Origin of the sequence: Paenibacillus sacheonensis, assembly GCF_009909195.1 — a bacterium.
GTDB classification, from domain to species: domain Bacteria; phylum Bacillota; class Bacilli; order Paenibacillales; family Paenibacillaceae; genus Paenibacillus_Z; species Paenibacillus_Z sacheonensis.
The window spans coordinates 203,900-228,480 of the sequence record NZ_JAAAMU010000007.1; the positions used below are offsets into that span (position 1 = coordinate 203,900).

The following is a 24,581-nucleotide window of genomic DNA, read 5'->3' on the forward strand; positions in this document are numbered from 1 at the left end:
GTTGCCAATGAATTTAATCTTGATCAGAAACAAAAAAAGCCCGCGATTTAAGCGGACTTCATTTCATTTCATCCCCTGTCTTTCGCGATTCTGGCATCCAGCCAGCCGCATAACGCCGCGAACACGATCAGATAGATGATAAAACTCATTATTATCCCTCCTTAAAACCAGCCCGTCACGTCCGTGACGAGAGCCAATCCGAGCGCGCAGCCGAGCACCCAGCTCGAGATGACCGCTGCTTTTCTACCGGCACCTCTCCCCTTATCGAGCGCCGATCGGGCGTACAGCCATAAGCCGCCTACGATGAGGATAAGTTCAAGCACGGCGGACAAGCCTGGAGATTTCCACGCCCCCAGTCCGAGGAGCGGCAGATCCATGGCGTTCCCTGGCAATAGGGGCATATCGGAGCGATGCACGACGAGATCGAGCAGCCAATGGCTGAACACGATCCCCGCGATGATTCCGCTGGCCCGCCGGCCCCAGAGCCGCCATGCTGCAAGCCCGGCAAGCAGCGCGATCAATAGCGCGCCCGCAAGCGAATGCGTATAGTCCGCATGGATGACCGCTTCTCCGTAGCCGCCTCCGGGGCGAGTCTCTTCGATCGTCTCCGCTCCGCCGAGCAGCATCGGAACGAATGCAATGTCCAACAGCTGCGTGCTTACCATTAACGCCCAGAGCGGAACTTCCGGCACCTTCGATTTTATGCCTGCCGCCAAACCGAAATGTCCTGCGAACATCGTCTCATCACCTTTTTCATAACCAATGGTTATTATTTGATGTTCCTAATATAACCATTGGTTATGAAAGTGTCAATACGGGAAGCGAATGAGTTTTCATATGTCAGATGGATGCCGTTAGTCATAAAAAAGAAGCCGCCGGATAGCGACTTCGGATTTCAGACCGCAGTTTTTAACTGCAATCTCCGCACTCCAGACCGCAGACTTCAAATATCGAATCTCAATTGAATTGCCAGCAGCTCAGGCCCAGGTTACCGTACTGATAGCTTCTGTGAAGAAGCCTCGCGCTGCGGCCGGCATCGCCCGTTCCCATGGCAAGAAGAAGCGGAATGAAGTGCTCGCTCGTCGGTACGGCTTCTTGGGCATGGGGAGCGAGTTCGCGGTATTGGAACAGCGCTTCCGTGTCCCACATCTCCAGCTTCTCTTGAATCCAGTCGTCGAATTGTTCCGCCCACCGGTCAATCCCTTCGGAGCGCCAGTTCAACTTTCTCAGATTATGAACAGTCCCTCCGCTTCCGATAAGGAGAACATCCTGCTCGCGAAGCGCCGCCAGTGCCTTCCCGATCTCATACTGCTGCGCAAGAGGCAGGTGACGATTGACGGACAGCGCAACGACCGGAATATCCGCTTCGGGATACAGCAGCTTCAGAACCGCCCATGCCCCGTGATCCAAGCCTCGTTGTTCGTTTCGAACGTTCTCGATCCCCTGCTTCGTAAACAGGCTTTGAATCCGCTCCACGAGGGATTCATCGCTTCGGGCCGGATACGTCATCCGGTAAAGCTCGTCTTGGAACCCGCCGAAATCATAAATCGTCTCGTACGCCGGCGCGGCGCTAACCGTCTGTATCGATTCCTCCCAATGCGCGGAGAATAGAACGATCGCTCGCGGCTTTGGGCTATGGTCCTTGAACTGCTTCAGCAGCTTGGTATATTCGTTATCCTCGAGCACGATCGACGGCGCGCCGTGCGCGAAGAAATAGGATGGCATCATAAGTTTCGCTCCCTCTTATATGGATTCAGCTTCAGCGTCATGCTTGACCCATGCCAAGAAATCAAGCTGGTTCTCTTCCGAAACGCCGTGGTCGCTCGGATACAGCTTGAACGTCACATGCTCTGTCCGGTCGCGTAAATAGGCGGCCGTCTCGTGACCGATCCGAACCGGGAACACGGAGTCGTATTCTCCATGGGAGACGAATACGGAAACGCCCTTCATGCTTCGCAGCGCATACTCCGTTGTCACGAAACCGGGAATATAGCCGTTCATCGCCGCGATTCCCTTCAGTCGTTCTCCCATCGTAAGCGCCAGCGCGACGGATAGAATCGCCCCTTGGCTGAAGCCGAGCAGATAACGTCTGCCTGCATCGATCGGGTACTTCTCCGTGGCATAGGCAATGAATGCTTCGAGATCCTGCACCGCTTGGTCGAACATCTCCCGAATCGGGTTCCCCAGGCTTTTCAATTCATAATACTGATAGCCGGCGCCAAGCGGCAAATTTCCCCTAACGCCGATAATGATGAACGTATCGGCCAACGGCGCGACCAAACCGAACATATTCCGTTCATTCGATCCTTTGCCGTGCAGCGTGAAGATGGTCGGATAGCTCTTCCCTTGCTCCATATTAGGCGGCAAATGAACATCGTAGCGATAATTCGGATTCATGTGCTTCCCCTCCATGAGACCAATCCGAGCTCAGCGCATCGACTTCCGTCCGAACTCGAATATTAGTAATAAGAATATATAATCTGTATCTGTAATTTACCTCGCACCTCATTGACTTGTCAATACATAAATTGATAATATGAATTTAACTTTCGTATTACAAATATTTTAGAGGTGGGATCGGCATGGACATCGGTTCTACGATTCGGGCGATCCGAAAACGCAAAAACATCACGATCGCTCAAATATGCGAAGCTACCGGCCTGTCCCAAGGATTTATGAGTCAGGTCGAAACGAATAAAACCTCCCCTTCGATCGCAACGCTCGAAAATATCGCGCAAGCCTTGAAGGTGCCGCTCGCCTATTTGCTGTTAAAGAAAGAAGAGCGCATGCAAATCGTTCGCAGCGACGAACGAACCGTGACGACAAGCGGTTCGGAATTACTCCAAGTGGAGCACTTGAGCTCCACGAAGAACGTCAGGATGAATATCGTGACTTTTCCTCCCGGCGCTTCGACAGGCATTGCCCCCCATGCGCATGAAGGCGAGGAAGTGCATCTGGTTATTAAAGGACGCATCTATGCGGAGCAAGGGGAAGACGGGGCCGAATTCGAAGAAGGCGATTCCTTCAGCTGGAATGCTTGTACGCCTCACAGGGTACGCAACATAGGCGAAGAAACGGCCATCGTGCTCATCGCGATCTATACGGAGAGCGAGAACGGACAAGACCTTATCTAAGCGGCGTTAAGCTAGACATCCTAACTTTCCGAGCCTAATTACCCTCCCCAATAACACGAAAAAAAGCCCGATCCCGGGCTTTTTTCGTTGGTCCTGTTAGAACGTATTGTAGATATTCTCGCATTCCGCGCCGGTCGGTTCGTAGAAGCAATGCTTCTTCCATCGTCCCGCGAACGGCTGATCGTACCAGGTCGGCGGACAAGGTCCCGGATTATCAAACGAGCCCGGACGGAAATACCATAACGAGAATTTGGCCGGCCAATTCCGCTCCCCATTCACGGATCGCTGCGCCAAGCGGCGTTCCCTCTCTCTCGAGCCTTGATAATACAACCCATGCTGCAGCGCTTCGAATGCATGCGGTTGGTTGATCATTTGGGGAATGGTCCGAATATCTTTAAAATCGGAGCAGTTTCCTCTTATTCGATTAATGCCGACATTTCCAACAAGGAGCATTCCCTTCTCGCCTTCGGTCTCGGCTTCGGCTCGAAGCAACCTTGCCAGCATATCAATGTCTGCTTTCCTGGCTTTTACGACTCCCATCGGCTCACCTCTTTAGATTTCTAGACTCATCATATTGCAAGAGGACCGAATGTGTGACTCCAGCCTACGAAGCGTAATTGCCAAAACGCAAAAAAGCCGCGTTTTACGCGGCTTTAACAGGATTGATAGGGGTACGATCAGCCTTCCGCGGATGCCTTCTGCGCGGCCAATTTACGGCGATATTCCAGTGCCGGAAGTCCGCCCCAACCCCAGTTGTCCGTATCGACTTCTTCGATAACGACGAATGTCGATTCCAGCGGCTTATTCAGCACGTTAAGCAGCAGCTCGCTTACTCCCTTGATGAGGGCTGCCTTCTCTTCGGCGGTCACCGAATCGCGGTCGGGCGTCGTGCCCTCTCGCGTGACCTGAATATTTACGATCGGCATGTATGATCTCCTCCATTCGATTGTAATGCGGTTTCTTTAGACCTGCTTGAATGTCTGAAGCCAATCCGCAGGCGACTGCAAGCCGGATAGGGCATACTTATCGTTGACGATATAATAAGGCACGCCTCGGATGCCGAGCTTCTGAGCGTCGCGCTGCCCTTCTTCTACCTGCTCCCGGCCTTCGCCTTGGAGAAGCCGCATCTTGAGTGCCGCTGGGTCGTTCGCGACTCCGTTCGCTTGCGCGATTTCGACCAGCTTGTCCACATCGCCAAGATTAGCGCCTTGTTCGAAATAGGCCGTGTACAGCTGTTCGATCAATTGCGATTTCAGCTCTTCCGGCGCGATCGCGATCAGTTGGTGCGCCAACACCGTATTCGGCGTATAGTTCACCAGTTCCATATTGTAATTCAGGCCGAACTGCGCGCCGGTCTGATTATATTGCTTCATTCTGGCTTCGAATTGCGCCTCTCCGCCCAAGCGGCCGATCATGACCTTCCGGTAGTCCTCGCCTTCCTTGCGGATGCCGGGATTCAACTGGTACGCATGATAGCGAACCGTAACCTTCGTGTCTGCGGGCAGCTCCCGAAGCGCGGTTCTAAGGCTAGCATCCCCCATTCGGCACCATGGGCATACAATGTCCATGAAGACGTCGATCTTCACGTCGTTCATACCGCCACCGCGGCCGGTTTAACCGTCTTCACATGCTCGGCATACGCTTTGCTGCTTTGCGCCAAACGCTCGGGCGTCACGTCGGACGTATCGCTCAACGCGAAGTGCGGCAGGTACACGGCGCCGATGAATCGCGCGCTGGCCTGAATCGGCGCCAAAATTTGTTCCAGCGTCAGGCGATTGGAGCCCGTCGGCTGGTACGATTCCGCCGTTCCGTACGTCGAGATGGCAACTCCGATTTCTTTGCCCGTCGTCGCCGTCGCTTCGGGACCGTAAGCCCAGTTGTAGAGCAGCACGTCATCGAACCATTGTTTCAGCAGCGGCGGCATGTTGTACCAATACAACGGATATTGGAAGATAATGCGGTCATGCGTTTCGACCAGCTGCTGTTCGCGCTTCACGTCGATGTTCTTGCTCGGATATTCCTTGTACAGCTCGTGAATCGTAATATCGCCGCTCTTCTTCAATTCCTCGACCCATGCTTTGTTCCAGTTCGACGATTCCAGGTTCGGGTGTGCTACGATAACGAGTGTTTTCATTATGATTCGCTCCATTCATGATGTAGTTTTACCGGAGATTCGCTTATGCGCGTGCACTGCACAATAAGCTATCTACTAAAAGGTAAGCATTGCATAAAGAACAATTGGGCATCTTTCTTAGCGTCAAACATTTGCTAGCGCGCCAGCTGCTCGGTCGACCAATCACCTCTAACGAATACGGCTGCGCGTGCGGCGTTTTTGTTCATGTACGTATCCTACCTTTTAGTAGGTAGAATGTCAATACACTTTTTTGAATCTCCATTTGCGGCACGCATAAACCGCCCCTCGGGCGGCCGGTGGGACGACTATAACAATTCGAGCTGCCGGCATAGTTCGTTATAATCCTCCAAGCATTCATACACGCTGAAATTACTGGCGGGACAGTTGGCCGGCGAGTACTCGTAGAGCAATACCCGGCCGTTTTCGAGCTGCCAGGAGGTATGTATCCGAACCGATTTTCTGCCGTCTACGACCACTTCTTCTATGATGCTTCTGATTGCTTGGCTGGCATGCAAAAGCTCGCGATCAGGGTTAACATACATCCATTCCGCCCCTCCCTATTCGACAAACTAACCTTTTCTGATATGGTAACGCATCGTTTGCCGTTATCCAATATCGTTAGCCGTCAATCGGACTAACCAAATCTGATATAATCGTTATGGGAGGCGTTTTCATGAATTACGAAGAATTGGATCGGTTGTTATTCGAGTGGACGGCGTTGGAAGCCAAATTAAAGGATAACGATCTTTCGGACGACATCATTAAAAGTCGTATTCTATCTAATCCGTCATCGGTAGATCGTCGCTCTGTACGACAGCATCCGCATGAAGCGCCCGCGCCATCCGCGGCAATTACCCACCCTCCGATCTACCACTACACGTTGGAGGGCGATCGGCTTCGATTGCATGTCACGGGAGAAATCTTCGCGATCTCCAGGCATACAAGATTTGTCAAGATGCTCAAGCATACCCATGACCTGTTCGAGATGAATTACGTCTACAGCGGTACCTTTTATCAAGAAATCGAGGGCGAGCGTTTCGAATTAAACGAAGGGGACTTGATTATCCTCAACAAGAATGTCGAGCATTCCATCGAGAAATGCGGCGAAAACGATATTCTCATCAATTTCTTGGCGAAGAACGAATTTTTCGACAATGCCTTCATCTACAACATCCTCGGGGACCATATCCTCGGCAAGACGATCGCTTCGATTATCGCGGATGCTTCGAGAGAGAAGAACTTTCTCTTGTTCCATACGTCGGACAATTGGCAGATCAGACAAACGATCCAAAACCTGTTATGCGAGTCCTTCGGCAGCAAAAAGACGAATCAAGAGATTATCAAGTCTTATATGACCATCCTGTTCAGCAGATTGTTAGAAAGCGACAGTTACGAGATGTTCTTGAACAAAGCAGGCCGGACATCCACGATTCCCGTGATCGAAATCATGGCGTACATCAACGAGCATTACTTGAACGCGACGCTGGAGCAAACGGCAAAGCATTTTCGCTATTCGGCCGAACATTTGGGCAGGATCATCAAGAACGTGACCGGCAAAAACTTTTCCGCATTGGTCTTGGAGCAGAAATTCATGCATGCCGCGCTGCAGCTGAAATTAACCGATCGCACCGTCGAGCAGATTTCCAAGGAGATCGGCTACAACAATCTTTCGTTCTTCTATAAGAAGTTTTATTCGTTCTATGGCGTTACGCCCATGGAATACCGCCGATCGGCGATGACGGATGGCCGGCGATGAAACGGGGCCGTAACGCGAATCAATTGCTTTATATGCCATACTCCTGTATCATTTAGTACCTATACAGAGTTCCTTTGGAGGATGATTGAATTTTGGCTAACAAACCTCTATTTACGGCTAAACAAGAATTGATTACGGATCAAGATCTAGAATTGGCGATGATGAACAAGGAACCGATCGAAGCTTTCCAAGATCGCATGCGCTTAAGACCGATTTCGACCATAAGATCCTATAACGATCACTCCGTTCGCATTGCCGACGGAACGATCATGTTTCGGAGCTTCAGCAGATTTTACACGTTAAGCGAACAAGACAAACTGGCCTACAGCAATAAGTAGAGCGTCATGAGGAGGTGCGATTGCCGCGCCTCCTTTTTCTATGTTACCGATGTTTCATTTTATCGAGCTTTCATTTTATCGAGCTTTCATTTTATCGAGCACTTCCAGGTACATCACTTGAAGGAATTTCTTGATATTGACCTTGCGCTTCTCCTGCGGGCATTTCTCGTCGATTTCCCGCATCTTGAGACGCACGTCCTCGAAGTCGAAATACAGCGGCGCGTAATGCTCGAATTTCGGATGGCCGTAATCCGTAAGACCGATGCTCGCCAGATTGGATATAGCGGCGATGACGGTTCGGCGAACGCGCTGCTCGACCGCTTTGCCCTCCTTCTCGATATCGCCGCCTTCCGGCTTGCTTGCCCGGGCGCCGGCCTCGAACAGCGCTTTCAGCGGCGGGAAGCTTCCTCCCTCATGCCGATGGATCAACTGATCGATCATCTCGATGATATCCTGGCTTCCGCTCTCCCCGATGATGCCCATGTCCATTAAGATCGTCCGCATGATTTCTTTGGCGTTCTTCCGTGCGCCAGCCGGCTCCGAACTCAGGTTATCGAGCTTCGCGATCGACTGTTTGATTTCCTTCAGATAACGAGCCATGCGCCATTGCTCGCTTACTTTGCCAAGCACGGCCTTGACTTCGACCCGATTAATCGGTTTCTGAATATAAAATTCGATGCCAGCTTGATAGGCTTTGCTGATCATTTCTTTGTTCTCGATCTGGGAGATCATGACGTACTTCCCCTCGTACCCTTCCTGTTTCAGCCGCGCGATCGTTTCGATCCCGTCCTGATCCGGCATCAAGAGATCGATGAGCACGACATCGGGGTTCTCGTCCAGCACGAGCCGCTTCCCTTCAATGCCGCCGGCGGCCATTCCGACCACCTCGCCGACGCCGCCTTTCTCGATAATCGTCTGCAGCATCCGCCGGCTTACCGCATCGTCATCGACAATACAGAACGATAGCATGGGGCCTACACTCCCTTCTTGAGCTTGACGGTCGGGAAAGCCGCAGCGAACGTGGTTTCGGCGTCCCGTCCCGGCTCCGTCAGGAAGAATCTGCCCGCGAACGAACCGACGATAGCGCGAACATGCGAGAGGCCGATGCCGGTCGCCGCGACGCCTTCCTGATCGAACTTGGTCGTAAAGCCGGGCTCGAACACCATGTCCTTATCCTGTTCGGCAATCCCCGTCCCCGTATCGCTGACGATAAAGATCGTTTCTCCTTGGCGTTCCCGTACGCGGATGCGGATCGTGCCATGCCGTTCGATCGCTTCGACCGAATTGGCCGCCAAATTGTTCAGCACGGTGATAAGCGGGATATAGTGAGCGGTCCGGTAATCGATGCCGACATCCTTCTCGATCCGGACGTCTTTCTTCAGCATGCGGCTGTACTCGCCGTTGGACTTCCCCACTAGCTCGACGATCTCCGCCAACGTCATTTCCGGAGCGCTCTCCAGGTCGACCAGCTTCATCAGTCCCGCCAGGATGCGTTGGGAATCCTTCTTCACCTCGTGAATCTGCTGCGTGATTCCGAGAACGGCCCGGCCGTAGTCGTTAAGCCCGTCCTCGTTCAACCGGCCATACAGGTCGTGGCTCTTCGCGGTGATCTGTTCGATAGCGTCCATCGACTTGCGCAAATAAAAGACCTCGCCGTAGAGCCCGCTGCCGACGTTGATCATCTGTTCGATCCGTTTCTGCTGCTCGGCGTGAACGCTGCGCATCTGGTGCACCGCGATGCTGCTGTAGATGCCGGTCGTAAAATAACTGCGCACCACGGCGATGACCGAAATCAGCAGCCACTGACCGGATTGAAAATACGGCAGCCCGAACGCGGCGCTGCGCATCAGCAGCTCCGCTTCATTGGACGCGACGTCGATCAGCGAGACGCAAGCGCCGAGAATAAGCGGATTCAATTGATGCAGCCTGCGTTGAACGAGGTTCATTCCGGCCCCGAAGACGACGTAATAGAGCATGGCGGAGAAATGCGTCTTCACGCTGTCGATCAGTTGGAACGTATCGGCCGAGGCGGCCCCGTCGAACGTTACCCGAAACAGCAGCACCGTCGCGCCTGCAGCGATTCCCGTCCGCCAATAAGGCAGATGGCTCATGAGCAGTAACAGAAACAGAAAGGCGCTGCTGCCAAGACCGATGCGAAAGACCTCGCCGATGAACGGGTTGATTTTGAATTCCCCCGCAACCGCGACGACGATGGCGACGACGGTAATTTGCATGCTTTCGGATTTGGACCATTTTTGTATCGTTATAGGAATGACTCCCAACGAGAATCCGAAGTCCGCCGAACCTTAGACCCATTTATTTTCCAGACGCTTCGCCGCAAGCGAGAGCGCGTAATTGACCGCGAAATACAAGACGGCCACCAGCGCGAGAATCGGAAGCGTATAATCGAAATTTTGCGCGATGACGATCTTCGAATTGTGCATCAGCTCGGGCAGCGAGATGACGATGGCGAGCGACGTGTCCTTGAGCAGGGAGATGAATTGGCTCACGATCGGCGGTACCATGCGCCTAAGTCCCTGCGGGAGCACGATATGCCATACCGTCTGCGCATAAGTGAGGCCGGACGAACGGGCGGCTTCGATCTGGCCTATCGGGATGGAGCTTAGCCCGCTGCGTACGATCTCGGAGATCATGGCGGCCTCGAATACCGCCAGACCGACGATAGCCGAGCTCATGACCCCCAGCTTGATGCCGACGTCCGGCATCGCGAAATAGGTGAAGAACAAGATCAACAGCAGCGGCAAATTGCGGATCAGCTCGACGAGCACGCCGAGAATGCGGGATAAGACCGGAATCCTCATATAGCGAAGCGTTCCGGTGATGCTGCCCAGCACGAAGCTAAGTACGATCGCGACGAAAGCCACCCATAGCGTAATGCCGAAGCCTTTCATGACGAAGATGAGATTATGGTAAGAGAAAGCGCCAGTTATGTCCATCCGCCGATCCTCCTATTCGTTATTCGCGAATCTTGCGGTTCGCGGCATTCCTGCCTGCGGTTCGAGGTTCATGATTTGCGTATCAAGAACCGGCAGCGCGGGCGTTTCTATCCATTCTTGGCGAGCTTCCGTTCCAGCTTCAGCGCCGCGAAGCTTAAAGGAAGGGTCAGAACGAGATACAGCGCCGCGACGAAGATGTAGGTATCGAAGGTCGCGTACGTCTTACCGGCCACCTGGTCGCCGTAGTACATCAAGTCGAATCCCGCGAAGACGCTGAGCACCGACGAATTCTTCACGAGGTTGATGAATTGGTTGCTGAGCGGCGGGATGACGATTCGTATCGCCTGCGGCAGCACGACATGCCGCATCGTCTGCATGTAGGTCAGCCCCGACGCCCTGGCCGCCTCCGACTGACCGGACGGAACGCTCATGATGCCCGCCCGAATGGCTTCGGCGACGAAAGAGGCGGTATAGACCATCAGCCCGACCGTGCCGCAGACGAATCCGCTTAACGTCACGCCGAGCGATGGCAAGCCGTAATAAAACACGAATACGACCAGCAGCAGCGGTATGTTCCGAACGAACTCCACATACCCCGTCCCGATCCACCGCAGCGGCTTGACGGACGATATGCGGAAGACGGCGATGATCGTCCCAAGCGCGAAGCTGCCGAGCAAGGCAATGACGCTTGCCCAGATCGTGTTGCCGAAGCCTTTCATGTATATTCCGAAATGGTCCGTAAAAATCGATACGTCCGGCATGTTATCCCCTCCCGCTGTTCCCGGTATGCAGAAAATGGGCGGCGCTGGGCCACCCATCCTGTCGTTCGCCGACCGCTATTCCCCGGACGGGGCCTTGCCGATCCATTTCTCGTACGTCTTGTCGTATTCGCCGCTGTCATGCAGCTTCTTCAATCCTGCGTTGACGCTGTTCAGCAGATCGGTCGAACCCTTCTTGATCGCGATGCCGTACGGCTCGTCGGTAAACGGCTCCCCGACCACCTCGTAGCCCGGGTCCTGAACGGCCATGCCGTACAAGATCGCATTATCGGTCGTCAGCGTGTCGCCTTGACCGGCTTTGAGCGCGCTGAACGCGTCCTGGTAGTTGTCGAACTCCAGGACGGTTGCGTCCGGCGCCTTTTCCTTAATGTTATCGACCGAGGTCGAGCCTTTCACGGCCAATACCTTGGTGCCTTTCTTGATGTCGTCGATGCTCTTGATCGGGCTGCCTTTCTTCACGAGCAAGGACTGGCCGGCCTTGAAATACACGTCGGAGAAGTCGACTTCCTTCTTGCGCTCCTCCGTAATCGTCATCGTGGCGACGATCATATCGATGTCGTTGTTGTTCAGCATCGGAATGCGCGTCTTGGACGTGACTTCCTTCAGCTCGATCTTGGTCTCGTCGCCGAGAATCTCCTTGGCGAGCGCCTTGGCGATGTCAATGTCGAAGCCTTCGACGTCGCCGCTCGCCGGATCCTTCAGGCCGAACAGCTTCGTGTCGAACTTGACGCCGACGACGAGCTTCCCCCGGCTCTTGATGTCGCCCAGCGCCGAGGCCGCCTCCCCGTTCGCGCCGCCGTTCGCGTCCTTGTTCCCCCCGCCGTTCGTTCCGCTGTTCGTACCGCCGGTGCCGCCGTTTCCGTTCCCGTTACCTCCGTCATTGCTGCCGCAACCGGCCAGTATGGCCGTGGCAAGAAACGTCAATATGATGCCAAGCGTCATCCAATTTCTCTTCTTCATGGCTTAAAACCCCTTTCCGGAATGGATTGCATCTCCTGTTCGGCATGTATTCGGACTTGCGCCTCCCGTTAATGGCGCAGGACGCGTTTGAGAAATAGACGCGCCCTCTCTTCCTTAGGCTGCTCGAAGAATTCCTTCGGCGGCGCGATCTCCACGATTTGCCCTTTGTTCATAAACACGACGCGGTCCGCTGCTTCCCGCGCGAAACCCATCTCGTGCGTAACGACGACCATCGTCATGCCTTCGCGCGCCAGCGTCTTCATGACGTCCAGCACTTCGCCGACCATCTCCGGGTCGAGGGCGGAGGTCGGCTCGTCGAAGAGCATGATCTTCGGCTTCATGGCCAGCGCCCTGGCGATCGCCACGCGCTGCTGCTGCCCGCCCGACAGCTGCGAAGGAAACGCGTCCGCCTTGTCCGCGATGCCGACTTTCTCCAGATACATCCTGGCCGTTTCCGCCGCTTGCGGCTTCGGAACGCCGAGAGCCTTCACCGGAGCAAGCGTAATGTTGTCGATGACTTTCAGATGGGGATAGAGATTGAAGTGCTGGAACACCATGCCGATTTCCCGCCGCAGCTTGTTGATGTCCGTTTTCTTATCCGTGACGTCGACGCCGCCCACGGTCAAATCGCCGCTCGTAATCGCCTCCAGACGGTTGACGCAGCGGAGGAGCGTACTCTTCCCCGAGCCGGAAGGACCGACCACGACGACGACTTCCCCCTGCGCGATTCGAAGATCGATGCCTTTAAGCACATGAAAATCGCCATAATGCTTCTCCACTTGTTGAAATACGATCAATGCAATCCCCCTTCCCGTTACCTGGAACCGCTCCGATGGACAGGTTATGTGATGTTAGATTACATGCTAGGTATATAACGATAACGAAAACCTACGCAATCCTAACGAATCCGACATCGAACGCATGGATTTTTTACGATTGACAGGGTAAATCATCCAATGCTACTATATCCCTACTAAAGAACTAAGTTTTATCTGATTTATACATACGAGGAGGTCTTCATTCATGTCCATTCTGCTTTCCGTACGTAGCAAGGTTCTTCTGACCGCCGCGTTATCCGCCGCTTTGTTGGGGTCCGCCCAGTCGGCCGCCTATGCTTCACCGGCTGCGACTTCCGCTTCGGTCCTCGCGGACGCGTCCGTCTCGGGCTTAGAAATTACTTCCGCTGAATACGCCGCCTTCTTGCAAGACAAATTCGGCTTCGCGTTCTCCGCGAACGTGACCCGCGGCGAATTCTTCTCCGATGCGGTCCGTTCGCTGCAGCTGGCCAAGGCGGACAAGCCCGTGACCTTCAAGGACTTGAACGCGTCCAGCCCTTATTACGATGCCGCTGCGGCGCTGTACCAGAACGGGCTGCTGTCGACCGATGCCCCGAACGCATCGGCGCCGCTCAAAGCGGTCCATGCCGTGCAGCTCGCGCTTCGATTGGCCGGCCTTCAAGAGCTGGCCTCCACGTATCCCGAAGCCAAAGCTGAGCAAGCGATCGCCAAGCTTCCGGTCAAGTTGTCTTCGCTCAACCTGCAAACGAAGCAGGAGCTCGCCGCGGCAGTCGATACGGGCGTGCTGCCGGCCTCCTATTACAACCAGCTCCAACCTAATGCGCCCGTCACCGCGGATTTGGCGAATCTGCTGATCGGTAAAGCGCTTGTCTTCAAGGGCCAATACAAGCATTACATCGGCAATGTCGGCGACTCCGACATCTATGCCAAGCTGACGGACGCCTATAACGGTTCGGTCATCATCAAGGACGACCAGCTTCAGAAAATCGTCGATGCTGCGTTGGAGCAGGGACTGGTAACGGGCTACAACTTGAAGGACAGCCGTTACGAACCGAACTTCATCGAATCCTTGTCGCTCGTCTACGGTCATAGCGACCTCCGGCATGCCGTTCAGCTGATCGGCCTGCTTCGAAGCGAAGGCATCGAAGCCAAGGTTCAATTCGAACCGAAGACATCCGCGTTCGTCTATTTGAAGGAATGGGGCGAGCCGGGCGTCTCGGATCAATACGAAGTGCGCCAGATCGCGAACGGCAATTACATCGAATACGCGAAGGAATACGATATCGCCTTCGAATTCGCGAACGCTGCCGACAAACAGCGCTTTGACGCCATCATCGGCGCCTACGCCAAGAAAAACAAAGACGACCAGCCCGGGCTGATCGCAAGCTCGTGGTGGCAGCCGCTGTACTACTCGCTGACGCCCCTGGCCGGTTATAAGGAAATCACGAACAACAAAATCCAGCTCGGCCGGTATTACGCGCAGTCCTTCTCGTTGAAGGAACAGTCCAAGGCCGTCGTCGACGGGTTCAAGCACGTGGACCCTGCCGTCGACGTCCAAAGCTACGATTTCTGGACCGACGTGCCGTTCTACAACTATTTGAACGGCGAATCGCTGTAAGACTGCACGATCGGATACCAAGAAGAGGCCGCTCCGATGGAGCGGCCTCTTCGCATAGTGTCGAGATAATCAACATTCGCAGAACGTTTGGGGATGCTGATGCCGATGCACGTTGCCGATGCTGGTTACCGATGCACGTCGCTAACCCTCACCCGCCATCGGCTAAACGCTTGCACGGAAGGTTAATGGGTCCATATTGTCCATTTCCTAAAGCTAACGCTTGCCAGGAGGCTTATTACGCGACTTTCCGCGCTAAGCAGCTTCCTGGACGCCCATTAACGCCGGTGGGAGTCATTAGGTTTTTTGAGGCTGCTTATTTCGAGGCTTAGCATCGCTGGCGATCGTTAGGCGTTAGCATCCTGCCAGAATGAACGTCGAACGACCGGCAGCTTCCGCCGAATGCCGCGATGTATCGCCGATCAGATTGTTCGTTTGTCATGCTCGAATGGTTCATCGCACGCGTAGATGTCATGAAAGAAGCCCAGATACGGAATATCGTCTTCCAGGCATTTGATGCGATACGACAACGCCTCATTGCATTCCGGTGCTTCCCCGTTGTTCCGCATGACCTCGAATGCGTCCATGATGCTCTCCATGAGGTTGACTTGTATGAATAAGTGCAATTTCTCCAGCAAGGCATCCCCGAGCCCGGTCTCGGATTTGTATCCCTCGAGGGCTGTTTTGAAATACGCATCCATAAACGCTCGGCGTTTGCCGGCATCCGGTTCGAATTGAATCCAGCCCGTTCCGTTTGTCCAAAGACTGGCAACGTCAAACATATACCAACAAGAACAACAATTGTCGAAATCGTAAACGGTTATTTGTCCCGTTGCGAAATCGATCGCATAATTCCCGTCATTGAAATCAAAATGGACGATTCCGTAGGCCTCGCGGTTCTTGTCCAGTTCTTCCAAGGCTTTAAGGAGATCCAGCATCTTCTCTTTCAGCAATGGCAGCGAACCGGGTATCCGTTTCTCGATAGAATCGGCATTGAATTTGTCATGAAAACCATATCGGCGACGCGATGGCGTATATCCTTTCGATAGCTGGTGCAGCTTCCCCAGGACCTTCCCGCAATTGAAAAAATATTCGGTCATCGGAGCGCCTTCCCGGTACCGGTACTGATTTTCAGCCAGCGTTTTCCCTGCAGCCTTCTGAAACAGACAGATGAAGAAGGTATGGTGATCATGCGCGACCTCTTCCAGCAGGTTTCCCTGACGGGAGCCGACGACGTCCGGGACACTACCGCCATGCTCGAATAAATACCTGACAAACTCAAGCTCTCCCAAAAAGTCTTCCCGGGTTCTGTCCTGCAAGAAGGCGATTCTAAGGACGGCTGCAGCCTCGCCACCTTTCTCGCAGACATAAACGACATTCCGTCCTCCCTCGTGCGCGTTCGCCGGCTTGCATGCATAACCTTCCAGTCCGTATAACACGGATGCCATCGGAAGTATAAGGGCATCTATGTTCTTGACGGCTTCGTTAACCTTTATATACATCTCCTCCTGTCAGGTTTCTTGCAGCGATTTCTCCTTGAACATAGCCTACCGGGAAATTCCGTTTAGGCGCCAGGGAATCTTTCGCTATAATCAAATACAACCGATGCTTTAGATCTACACATAACCGCTTGCTTTACCCATCAGCAGCGTCTCCCGACCGTTATTCCGTCAAGTTTCGGGCAGCGAAATAATCCATAACGACTTCGCGAAATTCCCGGGCAGCCGGCGATATGTACCGGCTCTTGTGCCATAATAAGGCGATTTCTCTGACCACTTCATGCGTCTCGATTTGGAGATAATGGACATGTACGCGCGAATTCCTCGCCGTGCTGGGGATGAAGGCAATCCCGATCTCGGCTTCCACCAGATTGACCAGCCTGGCGGGTTCGTCCCCCTCGTACACGTAATGAGGCGCGAATCCAACCGTCTTGCATACCGCGTCCATCAAATCGCGCGTCCCGTAGCCGATCTTTACCCCGACAAACCATTCATCCTTCAGCTCGGTCAAGGATACGCGGCTTCGATCCGCCAGCCGATGCCCCTTCGGTACGGCGACGAGGATGGGATCGGTGAAGACGATATGACATTCGATATCGTCCCGTTCGACCGGAGGCGAGGACAAGCAATAATCCACCTCTCCTCTCTCCAGAAGCTGGATCATTTCTTGCGTGATCAGCATCTGCACGTGAAATTGGATCAGGGGCCGCTTTTTTCGAAATTCCCGAAGAATCTCGGGCAGCACGCTGGCGCTGGTCACCCCTAATTCAAGCGTGCCATGATCGGGGCTGGACAAATCGCTAAGCTCCAGCCTCCCCTGTTCCAATTCGAACAACGCCCTTTCCGCGCGCCGAAGAAACCTTCTTCCGAACTCGTTCAACTGCAGTTTCCTGCCGGTTCGATCGAACAGCGAGACGCCCAAGTCCTCCTCGAGGCGTTGAATCGTTTTGCTTAATGACGATTGCGTCACGTGCAGGCTCCGGGCTGCCTCGGTCACATGTTCCGAGCGAGCTACCGCGAGAAAATAATGCAGCTGCAGAAGTTCCAACTAGCGCACGCTCCAATCATTCCTTCTAGTGAATGAGATTATAACATAAAATGCGTTGGAATAAATGATCGATATCCATTACGATGGCAGTAACAAAATTTCGGGGAACCAGAGATGAGGAGTAACCCATCATGAATCGAAAATTCATCGTTTATATCGTGGCGTTCGCTGCATTTCTTGGGCCGTTCACGCAAACCATTTACACGCCGGTACTGCCCGAGGTTACACGGCAGCTCCACTCTACCTCCTTCGTCGTCAATCTGACGATCTCGGTGTTTACGTTATTCCTTGCCATCATGCAGATGATCTACGGTCCGCTTACGGATTCGAAAGGGCGCCGCAAAGTGCTTCTGTTCGGCATATCGCTGTACGTGATCGCATCGGTCGGGTGTTTTTTCTCCGGAAACATCGAGCTGCTCCTGGTCTTCCGGGCCTTGCAGGCGATCGGAATCGCTGCCGGATCCGTCGTTGCCGTTACGGTCATCAGCGACTTGTTCGACGGCAAAGAGCGCGGCCAAGCGATGGGAACCTTTCAAATGCTGGTTTCCTTGGGTCCTGTGCTCGGTCCGGTCATCGGCGGCTTTCTCAGCGGGATCTTCCATTTTCACGCCGTGTTTCTCGCTCTCGCCGCGACGGGCTTGGTCGTGCTGGTGTTCAACTACCTCTATTTGAAGGAAACGAAGCCGGACCACGTCCAAGCCGGCCGCTTTCGACTGCGGGATTTCGCGGCGATTCTTCAGAATCGGACCGGATCGTCCATTATTTATCTGGGGTTTATACAGTATTACGTGTTTTATGATTTTCTAGTCTTCCTGCCGAACATCTTAAGCGATCGGTACGGGCTGTCGGCCGAACAAAAGGGATTGGTATTTCTGCCGATGTCGCTTGGCATCGTGGTCGGCAGTTATGCCGGCGGGAAGCTCCAAGCACGGATCAATGGTAAAAAGCTGGTCGTGCTTACGACTTTTCTGAACGCCGCAGCGGTGTTGTTCTTCCTGATCTTCTATTCGATGTCATTGCCGCTGCTGCTGGCCGGAATTATCTTCTTCGGCTTGTTCCTCGGGCTCTCGCTCCCGGTGCAGACGACGCTGCTGACGGGCGCGTTCACGAATAACCGGGCGACCGCCGTCGGCGCGTATAACTTTTTCCGATATATGGGCATGGCGTGCAGTCCGATCATAGGCAGTCCGCTGTACCATTTAGGCGGCAATATCCTGCTGTTCGGCTTCATACTCGTCGTTTTTGCGGCTTTTGCCTTGTTGCTATCCCGGCGTCTGCTTGGCTCGCAAGCGCATCGTCCAACCCCTGCGGAGGGTTGAAATGGGACAGGCGTGAAGTCCGTCATACAATACTGGCGTCACGTCAAGAATTCGCCCAGACCAAAAAACAGCAGCCGATCGCTTCCGGCTGCTGTCTTGTTTTGTTCCAGGTTATATCCGACGGATCAGCTATTTATGCCACGGTCAAAATCATAGGCTGATGCTTGGTAATGATGATCGTATGTTCATGTTGGGCCGTAAAGCTGTTGTCAGGCGCGCTTAACGTCCATCCGTCCGGTTGTTCAACGGCGAATACGGCACCGGTAGATAAAAAAGGCTCGACGGTAATGACCATGCCCTCTTTCAATACCCGTTTATCGTGCTTGTTATAATAAGGGAGAATCTCCTGCGGCGTCTCGTGCAGCGATTTACCGATTCCGTGGCTGCACAGATTCTTGATTACCCGATAGCCGCCCTTTTCGGCCTCGAATTGAATCATCCTCCCGATTTCGTTCAACTTCACGCCATGCCTCAACGAAGAGATGACCTTCATCATCGTATCGTGCGTGTAGTGACAGAGACGGGTTAAAACCGGATCGAACGGCGCCATCGTGAACGAGTGCCCGGCATCCGCATAATAACCGCCGCGTTCGGCCGAAACATCGATGTTGATCAGATCGCCCGCTTGAATCTTCTTAGCCCCCGGTATGCCATGCGCGATTTCATGGTTAATGCTGATGCAGGTGCTGCCCGGGAAATTATACGTCTTTTTCGGCGCGGACACGGCGCCGTGCCGGTTCAGAAGCCGTCCTCCGATATCGTCCAGTTCCTGCGTCGTCATGCCCACGCGTACGCGGCGTTTCATTTCATCAATCGTCTGGGCGACGATTTTGCCGATTTCCTTCAGTCCGTCGATATCCTTTTGAGATCCTACTGTCACGAATTACCCCTCCGTATTATAGATAGCTCCATCTTACCATAGAGAAGATGGAATCCGTTATCCGTCGGCGAAATGGCCGGGTTATTTCGCACGGACCATAAGAAAGAGATTGATTTTCCTCGATCCTAGAGGAATAATGAGGTCGTACACAATTTAGAATGAGGCGGTGTTCGAAAGTGAATCCATCGGGCGTAGGTATCAGGAGCATTCAACTTCATATGGAAAATCGCGGTCAACCCTTTAATCCGACCGTCCTGTGGGACGATCAAGACGTTGTTCTCGTAGATACCGGGCTTCCCGGCCAAACGGAGTTGATTCGCGCCGCGTTCCAAGAAGCGGGAATTCCGTACGAGAAACTAACGAAGATCCTGATTACCCATCAAGATATGGATCATATCGGCAGCCTGCCCGAGTTGATGGCAGCCTTCGGCGATCAGGTTCAAGCGCTGGCCCATCAAGCGGCCGTCCCTTACTTGGCCGGAGAAATTCCCCTGGAGAAGAGCAAGAGACTCGTCAGCCATCCCGTCAGCGTCGACGTCGCTTTGCAGGACGGGGATGTCCTGCCTTTCGCCGGAGGGATTCAAGTGGTATTCACGCCCGGCCATACGCCGGATCATACTTCCTTCTACCATATTCCAAGCCAGACGTTGATTGCGGGCGATGCCCTCACCGCGCAAGAAGGCATCCTGCAGTCGTACAGTCCTGCGTACACGCCGGATCAAGCTTCGGCGCTGCAATCCATTGCCAAATTCCGGTCGTTGGAGCTTGAGAAAATCATCGCCTATCACGGCGGCGAATGCACGGACAACCTCCAGGGGCGATTGCGGACGATCTTGGACGCCGGCCCGGTCGCGGTCAAGTAGCTGCAAGGTCAAGGAAGCCGCCTTCGGTTCGCAGCAATCGAGCAATCAAGAAAGGACAGCCATTCCTGGCGCGAAGCCATGAGCTGCTGTCCTTTTTGACGCTTAGCTCGCGTTTTTACGAAGAAACAGCCGGCCTAAGCCGACAGCTCCTTTCGGTTCGTTCCCTTAGAAAATGCTGTCCGAAACATAATAAATCTTCTGCGAGTCTTTCTTGTTCACCGTATCCGTCACGATATTGAAATACACGTTGCCGTCTTTCGTTTGCACGCCTTCGATTTCGTGAGTACCCACGTTCGTAATTTTCACGAGGGATTGGTACGCGCCCGTGTTCGACATCAAGGCAATCTGCGGCGTATCGCCTTCCGCGCCGCCCGACGTGTAGATTTCCGTGCTGCCCAGCATGTCGAAGCCCTGGAAAGAACCGTTGGGCCTGACGATCGCGCTATCCGTCTGGGTAATGCTCGCCACGTTGGCGTTCACCGCCGCCGCGCTGTCCATTCTCACCTGTTCGCTGCCGTCGAGAAGCTGGTTCAACGCTGCCGTATCATAGATGGACCAGGTTACGCTGCCTTCGGCGGTTTGTACGCGGAAGATCGTATACTCGCTGTTGCCGCCGCCGTCGACGCGGTAGGTCTCGCCCAGGCTCGTGCCGTTCTCGTCGGCGTAATTCATGTAGGTGAACCGATGAAGATCCGTGTAATCGAAAGTCGCGCCAGCGGAATATTGAAGCCTCGCTACCTGCAGTGACCAGTTATACGTCGTCGAAGGGTCCGCTTTCGAACTGAAATAAAAGTAATTGATGCCGTTATACGTGTACATATCGAGCGTTTGGCCATGGCCTGCATTGGTGATGGTCATTTCGTCGACGTAGGTGGCGTTCGTGCCGCTCATGAGCAATCTCGACAGATAGACCGTTCCTCCGGACCGCTGCGTGACGTACAGATACGTCGAGGCTATATAGGCTTTTTGAACGGCCAGGTTGTGATGAAGCCCTTTGAGATTGTAGGCGAGCGTTGCCGAAGCGTTTACCGTTTTGCCCGGCGTCGCCGCGAAGGCGGGCAGGACGGTCATGCCGAAAATAAGCATCGCGAGACCGAAGGAAGCGAGCAGTTTCAATGGCCTGTTCATCACTCTTAACGCTTTAGTGCGAAGCATCCGATTACCTCCATGATTATAATTGTCAAGCAGTCGAGTACTACCTGATTATCAAATAATCGGATATCGCTTTGAATAGTCTGCAAGTACCATAAAATGTTAATTTTGCTTAAACGTCCGCGCTCGCGGTACCTTGATCCATCCTGTCAATCTTCCATCAGGGAGGCAAACCAGTCCTGCGCCGCCCGGGTCAGGCGTTCCGTCAGTTCCGGCTGCCGACCGGCCTCATTGATCCGCTCTCCGGGATCCTGCGACAGATCCGACAGATGCACGCAATCCGGCTGCGGAAGACTGCCGTCCAGCTTTCCGTTCAGCACGAGCTTCCAGTCGCCTTCCCTGACGGCCAATTGCCCTTGATACTCCCAGAAGAGCTGCTTGTGCGGCGACGGTTCGCCGTTCGCCAGCATCGGTTTCAGGCTGCGGCCGTCGATGCGGATATCCTTGAGTGGTCCGGCCCCGGCGTCGATACCGGCCAAATCGAGGAACGTCGGCATAAGGTCCATCATTGCCGTCATTTCGTCGCTCACCCGTCCGCCCGCCAGTCCCGCAGGCCAGCTGAGGATGGCGGGTTCGCGAATTCCGCCGTCGAACAAGCTGAACTTATGCCCGCGGAAGATGCCCGCGCTGCCGCCGTAGTAGGCGTCCTCCGTGCCGTCCAGCCAGTTCCGGCTCTCGGGAGAGGGCCCGTTGTCGCTGGAGAAGAAGATCATCGTATTGTCGTAGCTGCCCGTACGCTTCAATTCCTCCACGATCGTTCCGACTCCGTCGTCCACTGCGGCGATCATCGCGTTCATCACCTGTCGGTCCCATGGGAGATGCGCGAATCGATCCATGTATTCCTTCGGCGCATGCATCGGATAATGCGGCGCATTGTACGCGGCATACAGGAAGAAAGGCTCGTCCCGTTCCGCCTGACGACGAATATAATCGACGGAGCGCTCGGTGATGAGCCCGGTCATGTAGCGCCCGTTCTCCCAGACCTCCGTCTCGTCCTCCCACAGATCGTGAAGCGGATTGATCCCATGCCCTTGGCCCCAGTAGAAAATATGCGAGTAGAAATCGATGCAGCCGGCCTTGAAGCCGAAAAATTCGTCGAACCCGTGCGCGTTGGGTCCGGTCTCCTCGGACACGCCCAAATGCCACTTCCCGAACAGGGCGGTGCGATAGCCTTCGGTCCGAAGCGCCTTCGCCAGCGTCACCTCCGTGGCCGGCAGCCCATGCAGCCCTCGCCTTGCTCCCAGAATCTCGTTCACTCCGGCGCGCGCCGGATGGCGGCCCGTCAACAGCGCCGCGCGGGACGGCGAGCAGACAGGCGAATTGGAATACCAATTCGAGAATCGGATGCCTTCGGCTGCCAAACGATCCAGATGCGGCGTCTTGGCCGTCTCCGAGCCGTAGCAGCCTAGATCCCCATAACCCAGATCGTCGCAATAAATGATCAGGAGGTTCGGCTTGCGCCCATTCGTCTCTTCCATCTTCCATTCCCCTCTCGGTTTCGAATTACCTATACTAAGGGTACCGTCCGCACGCGCGATCGGGAATGTCCGCATCTTGCAATTGTTATACAATTTGTTGCATCCCTGGTGTACGATGGAACGAGCGTGCAGCGCGAGAGGAGCGAATCGGCGATCATGAACCGACGGCTAGTCAGAGAAGAATGCTTTCATTACCCGGCCCCATTCGAGACGAAGATGGGCTTATGGCTGCTCAAAGCCGGTTATCAATACGATTTCACCCAGCAGGTCGGACCTCGTTCCGTCGAGTTCTACAGTATTCATTTCGTTGCGTTCGGCAAAGTGAAATTCGGTTGGAACGGCAGCTCCGTCGTCCTGTCGGAAGGCGATCTCTTCTGCCTCTTTCCCGGATCCGTCTATACGTATGTCGAGGCGGACGACAGCCCGCCCGTCAAGCTTATGTGGGCTGCCTTCAAGGGCGACCAGATGCCGGACGTCTTGGCCCGCGTCGGTCTCGCTTCCGACCGCCCCTACCGGAATGGCGCCTTCAACCGGACTTCGCTCGATATCGTGCACGAGGCGCTGGACGAGCTGAGAGCGTCTCGAAGCGATCGCAGCTTCCCGCTTATGTCTCTCGCCTACCGGCTGCTTCAGAGCATCGATCCTCAGGAACGGGATACGCTCGCGCCCTCCTCGCATTGGCTGGACGCCGTACAGGCGTACATTCATCTTCACGGCACGGAAAATCTGACCGTGGACGATTTGGCCGCATGGGCAGGCGTCCACCGCAGCCACTTCACGCGTAGTTTCACCCGCAGATTCGGCGTATCCCCTTCCAAATATAAACGCCGCTGGGTCATGGACAAAGCGGCCCGCCTCTTGTCCGAAGACGCAATGAATATCACGCAGGCCGCGTTGACGCTGGGCTATTCCGATTTATTTACGTTCTCGCGTTCGTTTACCAGACATTTCGGAATCACGCCGAGCGCATTCCGGGAGCGCAGCCGGAAGACGGTTGACCATCACGACAATTCGATTCAGCCATAATGCCTGCGCGGTACGTTCAATGCGCTCAGTCGCGTATCCGAACAGCCGCTGCCGGTCGTGAATGACGCTGCCGCATTCAAGGAACAATGGATACTGGAATCCGGAATAATCCGCGGGCAGGCAAGCAGCGCGATCGGGTTCCCAGCAGAAAGCCTGCACGGACAACCCACAGGAAGGAGTAACGAATGTTCTCCTCGACAAGGACTTACATCGTCCCGGTTACGATGCTTTTGGTTTTCATCGGATTTACCGTCTGGTCCGTCATTCGGCCGCGCGATTACGCGATCTGGTTCGCCGAAGTCACGCCCGCGCTCGTCACCGTGATCATTCTATGCGCAACCTTTCGTACGTTCAGGTTCACTGATTTGTTCTACGGGCTGCTCGCGGCGAGTTTGATTCTCGTCTTGATCGGCGGCCATTACACCTATGAGAGCGTACCTGCCTTTAACGAATTGAAGCGATGGTTTCATTGGAAGAGAAACCATTTCGATCGTCTGGGTCATGGATTTCAGGGCATCATCCCGGCATTTGCCGCCAGGGAATTGCTGCTTCGACTGCATCTGATGAAGCCGGGGAAATGGCCGATTGCCATCGCGATTGCCTGCACGCTTGCCGTGAGCAGCTTGTATGAAATTGCCGAATTCGCAGCCTACGAATGCGTCGGAGGAAATGCAGACGAATTTTTGGGCATGCAGGGCGATCGATGGGATGCGCAGTGGGACATGATTTCCGCGTTAAGCGGCGCGATTATCGGCCTTGTATGCGTCGGTCGCCTGCATGCCAGGAAGATTCATGAGCGAATGTCATCGGAATAACGCAAAAAGCCGCATGAATGCGGCTTTTCGT

General features: G+C 54.3%; 26 protein-coding genes. 8 read left to right on the plus strand and 18 right to left on the minus strand.

All coding sequences use genetic code 11. From position 1 onward, the window contains the following. Positions 1 to 161 precede the first annotated feature (161 nt). From GT003_RS15825 to GT003_RS15835, 3 genes are all read right to left on the minus strand, one after another. Positions 162 to 737 (minus strand): metal-dependent hydrolase, encoded by a 576-nt coding sequence (locus GT003_RS15825; RefSeq protein WP_161699434.1) that lies wholly within the window; start codon positions 735 to 737, stop codon positions 162 to 164. 220 nt (positions 738 to 957) lie between these two features. Beyond that, positions 958 to 1,728, minus strand: a complete 771-nt coding sequence (locus GT003_RS15830; RefSeq protein ID WP_161699436.1) for a DODA-type extradiol aromatic ring-opening family dioxygenase — start codon at positions 1,726 to 1,728, stop codon at positions 958 to 960. A gap of 15 nt (positions 1,729 to 1,743) precedes the next feature. Beyond that, positions 1,744 to 2,397 (minus strand): alpha/beta hydrolase, encoded by a 654-nt coding sequence (locus GT003_RS15835; RefSeq protein WP_161699438.1) that lies wholly within the window; start codon positions 2,395 to 2,397, stop codon positions 1,744 to 1,746. A 185-nt stretch (positions 2,398 to 2,582) separates the two neighbouring features. On the opposite strand from GT003_RS15835, the gene GT003_RS15840 reads away from it, so the two are divergent. Continuing rightward, positions 2,583 to 3,134: a helix-turn-helix domain-containing protein gene (locus GT003_RS15840; protein WP_161699440.1), complete on the plus strand. Its 552-nt coding sequence runs from the start codon at positions 2,583 to 2,585 to the stop codon at positions 3,132 to 3,134. Between the two features lie 96 nt (positions 3,135 to 3,230). Here GT003_RS15840 and GT003_RS15845 read toward each other — a convergent pair whose 3' ends face one another. The 4 genes from GT003_RS15845 to GT003_RS15860 form a co-directional block, all read right to left on the minus strand. Then, positions 3,231 to 3,674 carry a cell wall hydrolase gene (locus GT003_RS15845; protein WP_161699442.1) on the minus strand — a complete coding sequence of 148 codons (444 nt, stop codon included), beginning with the start codon at positions 3,672 to 3,674 and terminating at the stop codon, positions 3,231 to 3,233. Positions 3,675 to 3,811: 137 nt separating this feature from the next. Next, the gene (locus GT003_RS15850) at positions 3,812 to 4,060 is read right to left on the minus strand and encodes a tautomerase family protein (RefSeq protein ID WP_161699444.1); all 249 of its coding nucleotides are present in this window, start codon (positions 4,058 to 4,060) and stop codon (positions 3,812 to 3,814) included. 36 nt (positions 4,061 to 4,096) lie between these two features. Beyond that, complete coding sequence (locus GT003_RS15855) at positions 4,097 to 4,729, minus strand: DsbA family oxidoreductase (RefSeq protein ID WP_161699446.1); 633 nt, start codon at positions 4,727 to 4,729, stop codon at positions 4,097 to 4,099. Continuing rightward, positions 4,726 to 5,268, minus strand: a complete 543-nt coding sequence (locus GT003_RS15860; protein ID WP_161699449.1) for an NAD(P)H-dependent oxidoreductase — start codon at positions 5,266 to 5,268, stop codon at positions 4,726 to 4,728. Before GT003_RS15860 ends, GT003_RS15855 begins: the two co-directional genes overlap by 4 nt. A 673-nt stretch (positions 5,269 to 5,941) precedes the next feature. On the opposite strand from GT003_RS15860, the gene GT003_RS15865 reads away from it, so the two are divergent. Then, a complete protein-coding gene (locus tag GT003_RS15865; protein WP_161699451.1) occupies positions 5,942 to 7,024 on the plus strand; it encodes an AraC family transcriptional regulator in 1,083 nt (360 codons plus the stop codon). Between the two features lie 92 nt (positions 7,025 to 7,116). Then, on the plus strand, positions 7,117 to 7,362 hold the full coding sequence (locus tag GT003_RS15870) for a hypothetical protein (RefSeq protein ID WP_161699453.1): 246 nt from the start codon (positions 7,117 to 7,119) through the stop codon (positions 7,360 to 7,362). 75 nt (positions 7,363 to 7,437) lie between these two features. Here GT003_RS15870 and GT003_RS15875 read toward each other — a convergent pair whose 3' ends face one another. The 6 genes from GT003_RS15875 to GT003_RS15900 form a co-directional block, all read right to left on the minus strand. Then, the gene (locus GT003_RS15875) at positions 7,438 to 8,331 is read right to left on the minus strand and encodes a response regulator (protein ID WP_161699455.1); all 894 of its coding nucleotides are present in this window, start codon (positions 8,329 to 8,331) and stop codon (positions 7,438 to 7,440) included. A 5-nt stretch (positions 8,332 to 8,336) separates the two neighbouring features. Then, complete coding sequence (locus GT003_RS15880) at positions 8,337 to 9,596, minus strand: ATP-binding protein (RefSeq protein WP_239565886.1); 1,260 nt, start codon at positions 9,594 to 9,596, stop codon at positions 8,337 to 8,339. A gap of 72 nt (positions 9,597 to 9,668) precedes the next feature. Continuing rightward, positions 9,669 to 10,319, minus strand: a complete 651-nt coding sequence (locus tag GT003_RS15885; protein WP_161699459.1) for an amino acid ABC transporter permease — start codon at positions 10,317 to 10,319, stop codon at positions 9,669 to 9,671. A gap of 107 nt (positions 10,320 to 10,426) precedes the next feature. Further along, the gene (locus GT003_RS15890) at positions 10,427 to 11,080 is read right to left on the minus strand and encodes an amino acid ABC transporter permease (protein ID WP_161699462.1); all 654 of its coding nucleotides are present in this window, start codon (positions 11,078 to 11,080) and stop codon (positions 10,427 to 10,429) included. Between the two features lie 75 nt (positions 11,081 to 11,155). Further along, positions 11,156 to 12,058, minus strand: a complete 903-nt coding sequence (locus GT003_RS15895; RefSeq protein WP_161699464.1) for a glutamate ABC transporter substrate-binding protein — start codon at positions 12,056 to 12,058, stop codon at positions 11,156 to 11,158. Between the two features lie 68 nt (positions 12,059 to 12,126). Next, positions 12,127 to 12,855 carry an amino acid ABC transporter ATP-binding protein gene (locus tag GT003_RS15900; RefSeq protein ID WP_161699466.1) on the minus strand — a complete coding sequence of 243 codons (729 nt, stop codon included), beginning with the start codon at positions 12,853 to 12,855 and terminating at the stop codon, positions 12,127 to 12,129. A 226-nt stretch (positions 12,856 to 13,081) separates the two neighbouring features. Here GT003_RS15900 and GT003_RS15905 point away from each other — a divergent pair, with 226 nt between their 5' ends. Next, positions 13,082 to 14,473: an S-layer homology domain-containing protein gene (locus tag GT003_RS15905; RefSeq protein WP_161699468.1), complete on the plus strand. Its 1,392-nt coding sequence runs from the start codon at positions 13,082 to 13,084 to the stop codon at positions 14,471 to 14,473. A 419-nt stretch (positions 14,474 to 14,892) separates the two neighbouring features. Here the strand turns inward: GT003_RS15905 and GT003_RS15910 are convergent, their stop codons facing one another. Beyond that, the gene (locus tag GT003_RS15910) at positions 14,893 to 15,972 is read right to left on the minus strand and encodes a phosphotransferase enzyme family protein (RefSeq protein WP_161699470.1); all 1,080 of its coding nucleotides are present in this window, start codon (positions 15,970 to 15,972) and stop codon (positions 14,893 to 14,895) included. A gap of 160 nt (positions 15,973 to 16,132) precedes the next feature. Continuing rightward, the gene (locus tag GT003_RS15915; RefSeq protein WP_161699472.1) at positions 16,133 to 17,017 is read right to left on the minus strand and encodes a LysR family transcriptional regulator; all 885 of its coding nucleotides are present in this window, start codon (positions 17,015 to 17,017) and stop codon (positions 16,133 to 16,135) included. 131 nt (positions 17,018 to 17,148) lie between these two features. Between GT003_RS15915 and GT003_RS15920 the strand changes: the two genes are divergently transcribed. Beyond that, positions 17,149 to 18,336: an MFS transporter gene (locus tag GT003_RS15920; protein ID WP_161699474.1), complete on the plus strand. Its 1,188-nt coding sequence runs from the start codon at positions 17,149 to 17,151 to the stop codon at positions 18,334 to 18,336. A 133-nt stretch (positions 18,337 to 18,469) separates the two neighbouring features. On the opposite strand, the gene map is transcribed toward GT003_RS15920, so the two are convergent. Beyond that, positions 18,470 to 19,216, minus strand: coding sequence for a type I methionyl aminopeptidase (gene map / locus GT003_RS15925; protein WP_161699476.1), 747 nt, complete (start codon positions 19,214 to 19,216; stop codon positions 18,470 to 18,472). 218 nt (positions 19,217 to 19,434) lie between these two features. Between map and GT003_RS15930 the strand changes: the two genes are divergently transcribed. Continuing rightward, complete coding sequence (locus GT003_RS15930) at positions 19,435 to 20,079, plus strand: MBL fold metallo-hydrolase (RefSeq protein WP_239565887.1); 645 nt, start codon at positions 19,435 to 19,437, stop codon at positions 20,077 to 20,079. A 165-nt stretch (positions 20,080 to 20,244) separates the two neighbouring features. On the opposite strand, the gene GT003_RS15935 is transcribed toward GT003_RS15930, so the two are convergent. Continuing rightward, positions 20,245 to 21,234 carry a helveticin J family class III bacteriocin gene (locus GT003_RS15935; protein WP_161699481.1) on the minus strand — a complete coding sequence of 330 codons (990 nt, stop codon included), beginning with the start codon at positions 21,232 to 21,234 and terminating at the stop codon, positions 20,245 to 20,247. Between the two features lie 146 nt (positions 21,235 to 21,380). Then, a complete protein-coding gene (locus GT003_RS15940; RefSeq protein WP_161699483.1) occupies positions 21,381 to 22,709 on the minus strand; it encodes a sulfatase-like hydrolase/transferase in 1,329 nt (442 codons plus the stop codon). Between the two features lie 156 nt (positions 22,710 to 22,865). Here GT003_RS15940 and GT003_RS15945 point away from each other — a divergent pair, with 156 nt between their 5' ends. Together GT003_RS15945 and GT003_RS15950 are read left to right on the plus strand one after the other, a co-directional pair. Further along, positions 22,866 to 23,735, plus strand: a complete 870-nt coding sequence (locus tag GT003_RS15945; RefSeq protein ID WP_161699486.1) for an AraC family transcriptional regulator — start codon at positions 22,866 to 22,868, stop codon at positions 23,733 to 23,735. Between the two features lie 185 nt (positions 23,736 to 23,920). Further along, on the plus strand, positions 23,921 to 24,550 hold the full coding sequence (locus GT003_RS15950) for a DUF2238 domain-containing protein (RefSeq protein WP_161699488.1): 630 nt from the start codon (positions 23,921 to 23,923) through the stop codon (positions 24,548 to 24,550). Positions 24,551 to 24,581: the final 31 nt, after the last annotated feature.

Excerpts from the sequence above, each read along its gene's own strand:
- GT003_RS15880 (WP_239565886.1), bottom strand. The coding sequence starts at position 9,596 with ATGCAAATTACCGTCGTCGCCATCGTCGTCGCGGTTGCGGGGGAATTC.
- GT003_RS15910 (WP_161699470.1), bottom strand. The coding sequence starts at position 15,972 with ATGTATATAAAGGTTAACGAAGCCGTCAAGAACATAGATGCCCTTATA.
- GT003_RS15840 (WP_161699440.1), top strand. The coding sequence starts at position 2,583 with ATGGACATCGGTTCTACGATTCGGGCGATCCGAAAACGCAAAAACATC.
- GT003_RS15825 (WP_161699434.1), bottom strand. The coding sequence starts at position 737 with ATGTTCGCAGGACATTTCGGTTTGGCGGCAGGCATAAAATCGAAGGTG.
- GT003_RS15835 (WP_161699438.1), bottom strand. The coding sequence starts at position 2,397 with ATGAATCCGAATTATCGCTACGATGTTCATTTGCCGCCTAATATGGAG.
- GT003_RS15935 (WP_161699481.1), bottom strand. The coding sequence starts at position 21,234 with ATGCTTCGCACTAAAGCGTTAAGAGTGATGAACAGGCCATTGAAACTG.
- GT003_RS15885 (WP_161699459.1), bottom strand. The coding sequence starts at position 10,319 with ATGGACATAACTGGCGCTTTCTCTTACCATAATCTCATCTTCGTCATG.
- GT003_RS15920 (WP_161699474.1), top strand. The coding sequence starts at position 17,149 with ATGAATCGAAAATTCATCGTTTATATCGTGGCGTTCGCTGCATTTCTT.
- GT003_RS15940 (WP_161699483.1), bottom strand. The coding sequence starts at position 22,709 with ATGGAAGAGACGAATGGGCGCAAGCCGAACCTCCTGATCATTTATTGC.
- GT003_RS15890 (WP_161699462.1), bottom strand. The coding sequence starts at position 11,080 with ATGCCGGACGTATCGATTTTTACGGACCATTTCGGAATATACATGAAA.
- GT003_RS15875 (WP_161699455.1), bottom strand. The coding sequence starts at position 8,331 with ATGCTATCGTTCTGTATTGTCGATGACGATGCGGTAAGCCGGCGGATG.
- GT003_RS15895 (WP_161699464.1), bottom strand. The coding sequence starts at position 12,058 with ATGAAGAAGAGAAATTGGATGACGCTTGGCATCATATTGACGTTTCTT.
- GT003_RS15905 (WP_161699468.1), top strand. The coding sequence starts at position 13,082 with ATGTCCATTCTGCTTTCCGTACGTAGCAAGGTTCTTCTGACCGCCGCG.
- GT003_RS15865 (WP_161699451.1), top strand. The coding sequence starts at position 5,942 with ATGAATTACGAAGAATTGGATCGGTTGTTATTCGAGTGGACGGCGTTG.
- GT003_RS15860 (WP_161699449.1), bottom strand. The coding sequence starts at position 5,268 with ATGAAAACACTCGTTATCGTAGCACACCCGAACCTGGAATCGTCGAAC.
- GT003_RS15945 (WP_161699486.1), top strand. The coding sequence starts at position 22,866 with ATGAACCGACGGCTAGTCAGAGAAGAATGCTTTCATTACCCGGCCCCA.
- GT003_RS15845 (WP_161699442.1), bottom strand. The coding sequence starts at position 3,674 with ATGGGAGTCGTAAAAGCCAGGAAAGCAGACATTGATATGCTGGCAAGG.
- GT003_RS15930 (WP_239565887.1), top strand. The coding sequence starts at position 19,435 with ATGGAAAATCGCGGTCAACCCTTTAATCCGACCGTCCTGTGGGACGAT.
- GT003_RS15830 (WP_161699436.1), bottom strand. The coding sequence starts at position 1,728 with ATGATGCCATCCTATTTCTTCGCGCACGGCGCGCCGTCGATCGTGCTC.
- GT003_RS15950 (WP_161699488.1), top strand. The coding sequence starts at position 23,921 with ATGTTCTCCTCGACAAGGACTTACATCGTCCCGGTTACGATGCTTTTG.
- GT003_RS15850 (WP_161699444.1), bottom strand. The coding sequence starts at position 4,060 with ATGCCGATCGTAAATATTCAGGTCACGCGAGAGGGCACGACGCCCGAC.
- GT003_RS15855 (WP_161699446.1), bottom strand. The coding sequence starts at position 4,729 with ATGAACGACGTGAAGATCGACGTCTTCATGGACATTGTATGCCCATGG.